The organism is Anabaena sp. EIM26, from assembly GCF_057568715.1.
Window position 1 is genome coordinate 119,068 of the sequence record NZ_JBWNLG010000002.1, and the last position, 12,177, is coordinate 131,244.

The following is a 12,177-nucleotide window of genomic DNA, read 5'->3' on the forward strand; positions in this document are numbered from 1 at the left end:
TTACCTCGCTTTGTTTGGAACGCCAGAAAACACAAATAATTGTTGTTCTTTGGGTACAGCTAAGTTTTCACCTAAATAACGATGAATACCTACTCCCATATCTCCTGTGGCTGTGAGTTTAAAGTTAACTTCCTCAAATCCGAATTCACGGAAGTATTTACGCACAGTTTCCGAGTAAGCAATACCGTTAGAATGTCCGCGAGTCCAGAGAATAAAAGCATCTTTTTTACTCAAAAAACCTAAATTCTCTAATAAACGATTGAGTTCATTTTCATCGGCTAAATTACCAAAAATACCACAAACAATCACAATATCTGCTGGTACTGCACCTACATAATTAGCAGAGGCAGTTGCATCACCGTTGATAAACTCAATTTGTTTTGTTAAACCTAATGATTCTATGGTTTTGCACCCACGTTCAACCAGCTGGGGGTTGATTTCAACCAATCTTGCATATACATCTTCAGTACGAGGGTGATTTGCTAATATTCCTAATAAATCTCGTCCATCACCGGCGCATACACTGACTATGCGAATTATCCCTGCGGGGGAGTTATCCAAACTATAGGAAATATATTCCTGCACGATTTCTAGACGCTGCTGTAATTTGGGTTCAGTGTTGTAAAGATCGTGCCATTCCAACCAATCTTTTGGCATAAAAAGAGATTTTTGGTTGCTAAAAACTTGAATTTTAGAGTGTGTAATTGATTACTCTGTCACTTTACTACAGTAAATCTATCGAGTTTTTGTAGATTAATAATAAATACAGACTACCATAGAAACTCTGAGGAAATCAAGTCCTCAATAATTGAAAATTTACTTTTGGTGAAAAATATGCTAAAGAAGTTATCTTCAGGTTATGTTACGCAACTTGAACATCTTGCTGCACAAGTATCGCTTCAAAAGCTATCATTACTCGTGTATGAAAGCGTTGGCGGTGTTTAAGTTTCCAAACAGGTTGGAGAATTTCTAATCTTTTACTTGGTTTTTTTTGTGGGTTGGTAATTTGTACAGCGTGTAGAGTACCTAGTTGTATTTCTTTTTTCACCATTGATTCTGGAAGTGCAGCCGCACCAACACCACTTTCTACAACTGCTTTCACCATTTCACTGGTGTTTAGGTTCAGTACAACATCCAGCTTGTTAGGTTCAATTCCCCAACTTTGTAAGGCTTGCTCAAACATTTGCTGTGCGCCGGAACCAGACTCACGCATTACCCAACTTGTACTAAATAATTCATCTAAATAAATTTCAGTCAGCTGATACCAAGGGTGAGATTTACCGACAACAATTTGCAAGCGATCGCTTCCTACTAGGTTTTTTTCTAAAGATTGCTGCAATGATGCTTTCATGTCACCTGTTACCAATCCCAAATCATACATACCTAAAGCAGTCCCCTCACAAATTTCCTCAGCATTTCCTAACTTACAATTTATAAAAATGCCGGGATATAACTGCTTAAATTGGCTAATTTTCTCCGGTAGCCAATAGTTACCAACTGTGAGACTAGCACCAATCTTCAACTCCCCCCGTTGTAAATTATTTAATTCCTTCAAGCCACGTTCTGTTAACTCTACATGATCAAGAATTTTTTGCGCCTCACCCTGTAATAATTTACCAGCGTCTGTAATTTCAATATGACGACCAATGCGATGAAATAATCTCACCCCATATCCTGTTTCCAGGCTTTGGATAGCAGCACTGACTGCGGGTTGAGTGATATAAAGTGCTTCAGCTGCACGGGTAAAGTGCAGCATTTCTGCTACTGCTAAAAAAATTCGCAACTGTTCCAGCGTCATTTTGACTATATGCAAGCTTGTATGGTAGTGATTTTGAACACCTTGGAAGCATTATACGGTAAATTTACCGGAAAATAGTAGATAACCGTAAATGTTCTTAATGACGTGGTGACAGTCATATCGAAGAAACCATAAATTCAGTTTATGGATTTAACAAAAAAGACTGTTTGCTCTTATTAATGATCGGACATAGAGTGAAACTATGCCTCTAATAAGAGTGCAGAACTACACTACTTTCTGAAACTACGAATTTTCAACACTCAAAGCCTTCATGTCACTGTTACAGATGGTTGAGAGTTACTACTTACCATTAAGGAGACATGACGTACCCATGAGCGGATTATTAACTGCTATTCCTATAGGACTGACTGCTTTCGCTGCTACCAATCTCGATGATATCGTCGTCCTATCACTGTTTTTTTCACAAATAAATACTTGCTTTCGCAGTTGTCACATCGTCTTCGGTCAGTACTTAGGTTTTAGTGCGTTAGTGGTGGCAAGTTTACCAGGCTTTTTTGGCAAGTTCATCCTCCCAGAATCTTGGATTGGGTTACTCGGTATTATTCCCATCATCATTGGTATTAATCGCTTACTAAATCAAGAAACTAATGAAACAGAAGATGTAAACACTCCTGAATCTTCGTCAGCTTGGTGGAGCAATTTTCTTTCACCTCAAACCTATAGTGTAGCAGCAGTTACAATCGCTAATGGCAGTGACAACATTAGTATTTATATGCCAATGTTTGCCACAAATACATGGGATAGCTTACTTGTGATTTTGATAGTATTTTTCGTAATGGTAGGTGTGTGGTGCTATACAGCTTATTGCTTAACTCAGGTAAAAGCGATCGCTTTAACAATCACTCGCTACGGTAATTCTTTAGTTCCCTTTATTTTAATGGGATTGGGTGTTTCTATTTTAATAGAAAGTCATACTTTAGAAACTCCTGCTTTACTTCTCATCACCTGTTTAAGTCTTGGTTCTTACCTATTAATTCTCGGCAAAAATAACTGGCTAGAAAATTATAGATTCTCTTTACCGGAACTACCACTGCAAAAATTGACGATTAAATAAGTGGTATTAATTGAATAGATATATTAAACAAGAATCTTGAATAAACACCAAAGAGTCAGAATTTTTATGGCTCTTTTATTTATTTTAATTTATATTTCTATCGGCTTAAAACAAATGTGTTCTAAAATCTAATTATGAATTTCCATAAAAACAATTGATTAAAAATCATAATTCCATCACTAAATTGAATCAAGTAAAAATAAATAGCGTTTAATGGACAAATATATTAGTGATATAGTCTTAATAAAATAAAAATAATTAAATACTAAAAAATTCAATAGCTACTTAAGCACATAAATCTTATGAAAATAGAGACACAAAAATTAGAAGTAAAGAATTTAGAAAAAAAGAAATACCGCTCAGACCGAGTTCGGGATCACTTAGCAAATGAACGTACTTATCTAGCATGGATGCGGAGTGGTATTGCCCTCATGGGTTTTGGTGTTTTAATTGTGCGGTTGCGGATGATTTCACCTCCATTAGCACCACAACCTCCTGGTAATGGTTGGAAGTTAGGTTTAGCATTTGCGATTGTAGGGGTATTGACAGTAATACTTTCAACACAGCATTATTTCGCTGTTCGCCGAGATATTGATGAAGATACTTATCAACCACCAGATCGTTGGATACTTCTGGCGAGTCTAGCTGTAGTTATTCTGGGGATGGGAGTACTATACTATGTGTTTACGGTTCCTCTAGATTATCTGAATACTTTTATACTGGAATGATTTAGTTAATTTAAAAATACAAAAACCCAGTAATAATACCCTAAAATTCTATTGATTTTCCTAGATTGTATTTGTCAAATTAATTTGTAATTGATCAGGAATTATACAATTGGCATATTAGTAGAGTGTGTTACCTGTTACCGAATTATCGAGTCTGATACACTCTACATGAAACATTAACTGTGACACGCAGCTATTGAGAAGGGGGTAAACAAAAACTTTTCAGCAAAACCTAAATATTAACGTTTTGCACCAGGCTATTTCTAGTACTGGTTTTTTAATGTTTAAATTAATAAATTCATTTTATCGTTTTAACAAGAAAGAGTATTTGCTCTTATCTTAGCCAGATCATATTATTGATTTTATCAGCTACTAAGCTTACCTATTTAAGAAATAAATTACATCTGCAATTGATGGTAATAGCTGCAACTAGCTTCTGAAATAATTTCGATAAATCACTGAGGAGAAAAACTATGAATTGGCTAATTGGGACATTACTTATTGGCATATCTGCGGCTTTTGCAACGACGTTTGATGATAACTTATACTTGACAGCTTTTTTTGGCAAAGTAAATCATATGTTTCGTCCCAAGCATATTATTATTGGCGAATTTATGGGGTTTACTACCTTAGTAATGGCTAGTCTTCCTGGTTTTTTTGGTGGTTTATTGCTTCCAGAAGCATGGATTGGATTGCTAGGGATTCTCCCAATCATGATTGGTATCAGTCATCTTATGAATCGAGAAGAGGAAGAAGATACTGTACAAGCCGTATCAGTTAACTTTGCTCATTCAGTCAAACATAAGCGTCATGAAAAAACATTATTAGCAACGCTCAAAGATCCCCAAACTTATCGCGTGTCTGCGGTAACAATTGCCAATGGCGGAAATAATATTGGTATTTATGTCCCGTTATTTGCCAGCAGCAATGTTCCCAGTCTGGCAGTAATTTTATGTGTTTGCTATTCAAGTATTGGACTGTGGTGTTTTCTTTCTTATAACCTGACTCGCAATCCTATCATGGCTTCTGTTATGACTCGATATGGTCGTAAAATCTTTCCTTTTGTATTAATATACTTGGGTTTATCTATCATGTTTAAAAGTGGAACTCATGAACTTGTACCTAATTTAGCAATGCTTTTTCAATAAATTATCTGTCGTAGATAAAAGCTTCAATCACACACATGAAAAATCTCAAAATCTCTTTAATGATTTTAATACTTTTGGTCAATTTAGTAATTGCTGTCCCCTCTTGGGCAGATGGAACTTCACACTTAAGTGCAAATTCTGACTATTTTATAGGACAAAAACTTATCTGGCTTTATAAAGCTCGTGCTGACTCTGAAAACACCCAAAGAATTCCTGTTGAAGTTATCAAATTAGGATCTAAGCAAGTACAAGTCAAGGTAGAAAAAGAGAAAAATGAGTTTGTTAATCGTTGGGTAAGTCGAGAACGGCTGGAAGTTGACAAAAGTGACAATTATTTTAAAAACCTGCAAGCATAATTTAATTAATAGAAGTGTTCATGAATCATTTAGAACTGCTATAAATAAATGACTACATCAACCAAATTATAGATTTGTAGTTTTAATAACCGACTGAAAATTAATCATCACTTTTATTTATCATCATGCAAAATAATAGTATTTGATTTTGGGGATGGATTGGTATTAATCTAAAGTCAAAGTGAATTGAACCCAAATTAAAAAATAATCTCGAATCCAAAAGGAATAAACGAATGTACAAACCAAACTCAGAAAAAGTAAATTCTTGGCTTTTAGGTGCTGTATTTATAGTATTTCTAACGGTATTTTCTCTTTTTGATCAATCCTCTGCTTTAGCTCAATCAGAAATACCATTAGTAGCTACAGAATCCATATCAACTCCAATAGTATCTCCTGAGCCAGTTGCCCCTCCAGTAGTTACTGTAGCTGCAAATGTTCAACGTCTATTAACAACCAATGAATGTGTTGGATGTAACTTAGTTGGAGCGCAACTGGACAATGCAAATCTGCAAGCAGCTAATTTGGCAGGTGCAAATCTACAAGAAGCAGAATTAGAAAGAGCCAATCTACAAGGAACAATTCTCACAGCAGCTAATTTACAGGGAGTAGATTTAAGTAAAGCAAATCTACAAGGGGCAAATTTGCAAGGGGCTAACTTATTTGATGCAGATTTAGAGGGAGCCAACCTACTAGGAACTGATTTGCAGGGAGCAAACTTACAAAAGGCAGATTTACAAAAAACAAATCTCACAAAAGCAAAAATACAAGGTGCAAACCTGCTAGGGGCTGATTTGGAAAATGCAATATTACCCGCAGGATTCACGAATTAATATCAGTAATTCCAAATGTCTAGCTAGATGCAATTGAGATAAGTAACAAGTGCAATCTCACCATTACTATTAAGTAAGGTGAGAATTTCGTTTTGTATTTTCTACAAAAAAAGATTAAGGTGCTGGATTAGGGTAACGGGTATGAATTGCATCTAATTCTGCGAAAATCTCTTTTTCTAGCACTACATTTACACTAGCTATATTTTCTTGCAATTGTGTCAAAGTTGTAGCACCAATAATTGTGCTTTTAACAAACCAGCGACTTTTGACAAAAGCGATCGCTAATTGAGCAGGTGTAATATTATACTTTTTACCCACTTCCACATAAGCAACTACAGCTTCCTGCACATTGGGTTTCAAATAACGTTGTCCAAAACCTGGAAATAGAGATATTCTCGTATTTTCTAATTGTTGATTTTCGATATACTTACCAGTCAAAAATCCAAACCCAAGAGGACTATAAGCCAATAAACCCACATCTGTATAACGAGAAACTTCAGCTAAACCTGATTCAAAATTACGATTGAGTAAATTGTAAGCATTTTGAGTTGTTAAAACTTTAGGTAATCCCAAATCATTAGCAATGCGAACAAACTCACTTACCCCCCAAGGCGTTTCATTGCTTAAACCCAAATAGCGAATCTTCCCAGCTTTAATCACATCAGCAAACGCCTGTAACTGTTCCGCAATAGGCACCGTTTCCCTTTCTAATTCTGGATTATAACTTGTCTGTCCAAATGTAGGGACATAACGATCAGGCCAATGAATTTGATACAAATCTATGTAATCAGTTTGTAATCTCTGCAAACTATCATCTACTGCCTGTGTAATATTATCACGGTCAACTTTATTATTTCCGCCCCTCAACCAGGAAAAAGGACGACCAGGACCTGCAATTTTAGTCGCAACTATCAGTTGATCTCGTTGCTGTTTCTTCAACCATTCACCAATATAAGCCTCTGTTTTTCCTTGGGTTTCACCACGAGGAGGTACAGGGTACATCTCCGCAGCATCTAGGAAATTTATTCCTTGGGTAATCGCATAGTCGAGTTGTTGATGTGCATCCTCAATCGTATTTTGATGCCCATAGGTCATAGTTCCCAAGCAAATTTCTGAAACCTTGAGGTTGCTTTCTCCCAGTTGGTTGTATTTCATAAGATTTGGATAATTCTCCTTAATTACTTTTTGCTACAAAAACTAAAAATATGACCATTCTATGTAACCACACTAAATCTACCGATTTACCGGAGTTAATGACTAAAAACGTATATTATCATACAAAACTGAGACAAACAACCCTTTGTAGCAATTAATTTAGAACTACAAAAAATGTATCCGCTAATACTCCAATTTTAGGTTGTTTATGAAATATTGCTACTTATCAATCATTAACTACAGTAACTCAATCAAGTTACCGTATATTTTTGCAACATGAGGTAATTGTCTCACTACTATAGGCTTTTATGTCATTACAAATACAAAACTAACTTAGATAGACCTAAATGACAGGAAAGTTCTATCTGAGCAATTCTCTTCTTTTCCTTATTTAAGTGCGAAACCCTTTGTGATTTGGTGCTGAATTAAATTTTGTGTGTGTGTAAGGTTATCAAAATGAAAAAAACTGCTTGGAATTTATTGCTTACTTTGCCAATGTCTGTATTCCTGTTAGTTTTAGCAGCTAGTACAAAAACTCTTGCCAGTGAACTAGGAGGAAAAAATCAAACAGCAGGTAAAGAGGCTTTATCACCTGTCAGCATCAATATTCCTAAATCTGACAACGTTACTCAAATAATTGCTCAAAAAGAACCTTCCTCTTCAATTGATGAATCACAACTTACATCCGTATCCCAACTTTCAGATGTACAACCGACTGACTGGGCTTTTCAAGCTTTGCAATCTTTAGTAGAACGCTATGGTTGTATAGTTGGTTATCCAAATGGCACATTTAAAGGTAATCGTGCCTTAAGTCGCTATGAATTTGCAGCAGGATTAAATGCTTGTTTAGATCAAGTTAACAAACTCATTGCATCATCTACATCTGATCTGGCTGTAAAAACAGATTTGGAAACCATACAGCGTCTAACAGAAGAATTTAACACCGAACTTGCTCAATTACGTGGGAGATTAGATAGTTTAGAAGCACGTACAGCAGAAGTAGAAGCCAATCAGTTCTCGACAACAACCACACTGAGTGGTCAGGTTCAGTTCGTACTTGGAGGGGTTTTAGCGGGCAATAACGTGATCACCAAACAACCCGCACCTCGTACCATTACATTTCAAGACCAGGCTCGTTTAGTATTAAACACCAGTTTTACTGGTGAAGATCAACTACGGTTAACACTCTCAGGCGGAAATATTGAGTCTTTAGGGACTACTAGAAGAGGAATTTTTGGAACCTTTGACGGAAGAACTGCCGATAATCGCAGCCCTCGTTTTGAACCCAATCAGATTATTCTTGGTGGTGTCCGTTATCGGTTTCCAATTGGGAAAAAGACACAATTTAACATTTTTGCTCAGTCAGATGGATCCAATGAAATCGGTTTAAGTGGTCCTACTAACCCATTTGAAGGTTCTGCTTCTAATGGAATATCACGATTTTCCCGGCGAAATATGGTCTATAATTATGGAGATACAGGTCCGGGAATTGCCATACTCCATAACCTGAGTGACCAGTGGCAATTAGGAGTATCATACAGTGCGCCTAATGGTGATAATCCTCTACCTAATAATGGCTTATTTACAGGCAGATATGTGGCTTTCGGACAAGTAACATACTTTAGCCCCAAGAAAAATTTTCGCCTTGGTTTAAGTTACGCTAATACTTACAGTCCACCAGGTGCAACTGGTCAAAGTGGAACTAATTTTGGACCTGCTGCTGGTAGTAACTTGGCAAACAGTACCGTAGCTGAAGCAGGAACTGTGGGAAACCTTTATGGCATTGGGGCATTATATAAAGTTAATCCAAGGTTAGCAGTCAATGGTTTTGTGGGCTATTCAGCCCATCGTTATTTGGGACATGGAGATGGTCAAGTCTGGAACTGGGGAACAGGACTAACATTTCCCGATTTAGGAAAGAAAGGTAGCTTAGGGGCTATTTTTGTGGGTCGGGCACCTACACTGACTCGTTTGAGTTCAAATGTAGATTTGGGAGCGGGTAAGGGTCAAGCGGATAAAGATACTTCACTGCACATTGAGGGATGGTATCAATATAAACTCACTGACAATATTGAAGTTACTCCTGGATTTATTTGGGTAACAGCACCAGATTCAGATGCCAGCAACCCTGCTAGTTTAGTAGGTTGGCTGCGTACTACCTTCAGGTTTTAATGCTTCTGATAGCGTAGCGTGGCGCAAGCCATATCAAAATTTACAGGATTTAAAGATTTACAGAATTTCTCCTTCAAAGTTCTTTAATCCTGTTAATCATTTACAGCAAGAATTACGAATTATGACCAACCCAACTGAATTACTCAATGATCGGTATGGTAACGACAAATTTAATCCAAATATTCCTTGGAGTGACACATTAGAAACTCTGTTATCCCATCGTTCAATTCGTGCCTATTTACCTGATGCTTTACCCCTAGGAACTTTAGAAGTTTTAATTGCTGCTGCTCAATCTGCTTCTAGTTCCTCTAATCTCCAAACTTGGAGTGTAGTAGCAGTAGAAGATGAAAATCGTAAAGAAGAGTTATCAAAGCTGGCTAATAATCAAGTTCATATTCGCCAAAGTCCTCTATTTTTAGTGTGGTTAGCAGATTTGGCAAGACTGACATATACTGCCGAAAATGCTGGAATACCCCATGAGGGTTTAGATTATTTAGAAATGTTTTTGATGGCGGCTATAGATGCGGCTTTAGCAGCCCAAAATGCAGTAGTAGCGGCAGAATCTCTTGGTTTAGGAACAGTTTATATAGGTGCATTACGAAACAAACCAGAAGAAGTTGCACAATTACTAAATTTGCCTTCTCACGTAGTTGCAGTGTTTGGGTTATGTGTTGGTTATGCCGATCCAATTGTGAATGTAGCTGTTAAACCACGTTTGCCTCAGTCGGTAGTGCTACATAGGGAAACTTATCAACTTGCAAAACAAAATGAAGGAATTTCTCTTTACAATCAAATTATGAGAGATTTTTATGTTTCGCAGAAAATGAATATTCCTGGTGATTGGTCGGAACATTCTAGCAAAAGAGTAGCATTTGCTGAGTCTTTATCAGGTCGGGACAGGTTACAGGAGGCTTTGAATAATCTGGGTTTTGAACTACGTTAAATACAGTAGAATTCAGGCTTTGCTGTCAGCTTTATTTAGCAGGGTAAGAGCATCTCAATTAGGCTTGACATAAGGGATGTGAGGAATCTAATGTAGAGTCAAGAAAACAACAACTGAGAACTTGAATCATGTAATTGTTGTCCATACCAGTGCGTTTCATTTTTTGGCGGAGACTACGTTTGTAAGTTTGTTCGCGATTGAGAGCATTGAGAGCAATGCGCCGTAAAAGAGCAAAATTACGGGGACTATGGAAAGAGCGAATACGGCAGGAATCCTCAGCAAAAGTGCAATCAAGAGTCCAATGAGCTTGGTTTTCAATCCCCCAGTGTTTACGGATAGCCCGACCTAAAAGTTGAGCATCACTGGGTAAAGAAGAGAGATAAAATTGAACTTCACGAGTAGTTTTATTCCAAAGACGACGCTCCCGAACAACCATGACTACAGTTTGAAGTCCAGCCCAGATTTTGGGTTGGTAAAGTTCACCAACAGCCGAAATAGGAACAGACCAAACTTGACGGATTTCCGTGCGGTGATGTCCTTTCTCAATGCGGTGATCGTAACTGACATCAATGCCTTGAAAATCCTGTGTAGATGATGTTTCAAACCATTGTTTTACCTGATTATAGAGAGTTGGATGATTTGCCTTGAGTGCTAAAACATAATCTGCTTTTTTATCAATAATCTTTTTGGCAATCTCAGTTTGAGTCCCCATTGCATCAATAGTGATAATAGCTCCTGTCATATCCAATAATTCTAATAATGCCGGAATTGCTGTAATCTCATTGGATTTATCTTCCACTTTCATCTGTGCCAAGACCAAATTCTGTTCACTTGCCCAGGCACTAACAACGTGCAGTGCTGATTTCCCTTGATTTCGGTTGTAAGAACCCCTAATGGTCTTCCCATCTATGGGAATTATCTCTCCTCCCATGTTTGTGACTAGGCTTTCTATCCATCTGCTGAAACAACGATTTAATTCTTCAGGGTTAATGAACTCAAATACCCTTCGGAATGTGTCATCTGAGGGGATGCCATTTGGTAGTTCTAAAAACTCTTCCAACCACTCCTGCTTGCTGATGCCGTAGTTCTCTATGTCTTCCCATCCTTGCGCTCCTCCTATCACTGCCAGAATTGCAATCACCAGGATATCTGTAAGTTGATGTTTCTTTGTTCGCTCTACTCTTGGGTCTTTGATGTCTCCAAAATTCTCGACTAAACTCTTTTGAATTGCTTCTATGGATGCCACCTGTACTGGCTTTGACTGACGGCAATTTCTCTTCTTGGAATCACTTGATTTAGTTTCAAATCCTGCCGACATAAAGTTTCTTTCCCGGTGTTTTCAGAGCGATTGCATTGCTTTCATCCCATGTCTTTTGCTCTGCTGTCAAGTGTATTTTTTATCCCTTTGCTTATGCTTATCTTAGTCATTTTGTCAAGTTCATACTATACCAAATTAGATGAGCTTACCCTGCTTTATTTAGCTACAATATTCTGTAACTATTAAAGAGAGATGATTTTACAAAAAAGAGAATAGGGAACAAATAAGAAACTTTAGTTCTGAGTTGAAAGCTCAGGCTACAAAAAATAGTGTCATTATTTCAATGTCATATTGAAAAACATGAATTTTTTTCGGTTAAAAGTTGCCCCGTCCCTGTTCCCTCTGAATTGATGTGAGCAATTAATTAGTTAATTGTCGAAATTTTGAATGTTGTAAATCCCCACTTGTCTATGGGGATTTTTTGTACATTTATTCTAAAAAATACTTGCATTTTTTATCTAATTATGCCAGACTAATATAAAGATACGATATTCCTACCGATTTACTGTAGATTATATCTAGGACAGAGTTAAACAAAAGGCGTATTGGTATCAATGTCAGGACTTACGCAACTGGCACATTGGTATTGTGCGTCAGATGTCGATAATCTGTTTATTTGCAAGATTTATGCAATCTGACGTGGTTGATGAGCTT

General features: G+C 37.1%; 11 protein-coding genes. 7 read left to right on the plus strand and 4 right to left on the minus strand.

Features of this window, described 5'->3' with window-relative positions; translation table 11 throughout:
* Together AC012T_RS26615 and AC012T_RS26620 are read right to left on the minus strand one after the other, a co-directional pair.
* Positions 1 to 657 (minus strand): class I SAM-dependent methyltransferase family protein, encoded by a 657-nt coding sequence (locus tag AC012T_RS26615; protein WP_487066862.1) that lies wholly within the window; start codon positions 655 to 657, stop codon positions 1 to 3.
* A 205-nt stretch (positions 658 to 862) separates the two neighbouring features.
* Positions 863 to 1,798 (minus strand): LysR substrate-binding domain-containing protein, encoded by a 936-nt coding sequence (locus AC012T_RS26620; protein WP_487066864.1) that lies wholly within the window; start codon positions 1,796 to 1,798, stop codon positions 863 to 865.
* A 331-nt stretch (positions 1,799 to 2,129) separates the two neighbouring features.
* Between AC012T_RS26620 and AC012T_RS26625 the strand changes: the two genes are divergently transcribed.
* The 5 genes from AC012T_RS26625 (at position 2,130) to AC012T_RS26645 (ending at position 5,935) form a co-directional block, all read left to right on the plus strand.
* Complete coding sequence (locus tag AC012T_RS26625) at positions 2,130 to 2,873, plus strand: cadmium resistance transporter (RefSeq protein WP_487067157.1); 744 nt, start codon at positions 2,130 to 2,132, stop codon at positions 2,871 to 2,873.
* 302 nt (positions 2,874 to 3,175) lie between these two features.
* Positions 3,176 to 3,601: a YidH family protein gene (locus AC012T_RS26630; protein ID WP_487066866.1), complete on the plus strand. Its 426-nt coding sequence runs from the start codon at positions 3,176 to 3,178 to the stop codon at positions 3,599 to 3,601.
* A 473-nt stretch (positions 3,602 to 4,074) separates the two neighbouring features.
* Positions 4,075 to 4,749, plus strand: coding sequence for a cadmium resistance transporter (locus AC012T_RS26635; RefSeq protein WP_487066868.1), 675 nt, complete (start codon positions 4,075 to 4,077; stop codon positions 4,747 to 4,749).
* A 35-nt stretch (positions 4,750 to 4,784) separates the two neighbouring features.
* On the plus strand, positions 4,785 to 5,105 hold the full coding sequence (locus tag AC012T_RS26640; RefSeq protein ID WP_487066870.1) for a hypothetical protein: 321 nt from the start codon (positions 4,785 to 4,787) through the stop codon (positions 5,103 to 5,105).
* Positions 5,106 to 5,338: 233 nt separating this feature from the next.
* Positions 5,339 to 5,935: a pentapeptide repeat-containing protein gene (locus tag AC012T_RS26645; protein ID WP_487066872.1), complete on the plus strand. Its 597-nt coding sequence runs from the start codon at positions 5,339 to 5,341 to the stop codon at positions 5,933 to 5,935.
* 114 nt (positions 5,936 to 6,049) lie between these two features.
* On the opposite strand, the gene AC012T_RS26650 is transcribed toward AC012T_RS26645, so the two are convergent.
* On the minus strand, positions 6,050 to 7,090 hold the full coding sequence (locus tag AC012T_RS26650) for an NADP(H)-dependent aldo-keto reductase (RefSeq protein WP_487066874.1): 1,041 nt from the start codon (positions 7,088 to 7,090) through the stop codon (positions 6,050 to 6,052).
* 456 nt (positions 7,091 to 7,546) lie between these two features.
* On the opposite strand from AC012T_RS26650, the gene AC012T_RS26655 reads away from it, so the two are divergent.
* Positions 7,547 to 9,262, plus strand: a complete 1,716-nt coding sequence (locus tag AC012T_RS26655) for an iron uptake porin (RefSeq protein WP_487066876.1) — start codon at positions 7,547 to 7,549, stop codon at positions 9,260 to 9,262.
* 121 nt (positions 9,263 to 9,383) lie between these two features.
* Positions 9,384 to 10,205 carry an NADPH-dependent oxidoreductase gene (locus tag AC012T_RS26660; RefSeq protein ID WP_487066878.1) on the plus strand — a complete coding sequence of 274 codons (822 nt, stop codon included), beginning with the start codon at positions 9,384 to 9,386 and terminating at the stop codon, positions 10,203 to 10,205.
* A gap of 58 nt (positions 10,206 to 10,263) precedes the next feature.
* Here AC012T_RS26660 and AC012T_RS26665 read toward each other — a convergent pair whose 3' ends face one another.
* Entirely contained in the window at positions 10,264 to 11,523 is a 1,260-nt protein-coding gene (locus tag AC012T_RS26665) for an ISAs1 family transposase (RefSeq protein ID WP_487059489.1), read from the minus strand.
* Between the last annotated feature and the right edge of the window lie 654 nt (positions 11,524 to 12,177).

Excerpts from the sequence above, each read along its gene's own strand:
- AC012T_RS26620 (WP_487066864.1), bottom strand. The coding sequence starts at position 1,798 with ATGACGCTGGAACAGTTGCGAATTTTTTTAGCAGTAGCAGAAATGCTG.
- AC012T_RS26665 (WP_487059489.1), bottom strand. The coding sequence starts at position 11,523 with ATGTCGGCAGGATTTGAAACTAAATCAAGTGATTCCAAGAAGAGAAAT.
- AC012T_RS26615 (WP_487066862.1), bottom strand. The coding sequence starts at position 657 with ATGCCAAAAGATTGGTTGGAATGGCACGATCTTTACAACACTGAACCC.
- AC012T_RS26635 (WP_487066868.1), top strand. The coding sequence starts at position 4,075 with ATGAATTGGCTAATTGGGACATTACTTATTGGCATATCTGCGGCTTTT.
- AC012T_RS26650 (WP_487066874.1), bottom strand. The coding sequence starts at position 7,090 with ATGAAATACAACCAACTGGGAGAAAGCAACCTCAAGGTTTCAGAAATT.
- AC012T_RS26640 (WP_487066870.1), top strand. The coding sequence starts at position 4,785 with ATGAAAAATCTCAAAATCTCTTTAATGATTTTAATACTTTTGGTCAAT.
- AC012T_RS26645 (WP_487066872.1), top strand. The coding sequence starts at position 5,339 with ATGTACAAACCAAACTCAGAAAAAGTAAATTCTTGGCTTTTAGGTGCT.
- AC012T_RS26630 (WP_487066866.1), top strand. The coding sequence starts at position 3,176 with ATGAAAATAGAGACACAAAAATTAGAAGTAAAGAATTTAGAAAAAAAG.
- AC012T_RS26655 (WP_487066876.1), top strand. The coding sequence starts at position 7,547 with ATGAAAAAAACTGCTTGGAATTTATTGCTTACTTTGCCAATGTCTGTA.
- AC012T_RS26625 (WP_487067157.1), top strand. The coding sequence starts at position 2,130 with ATGAGCGGATTATTAACTGCTATTCCTATAGGACTGACTGCTTTCGCT.
- AC012T_RS26660 (WP_487066878.1), top strand. The coding sequence starts at position 9,384 with ATGACCAACCCAACTGAATTACTCAATGATCGGTATGGTAACGACAAA.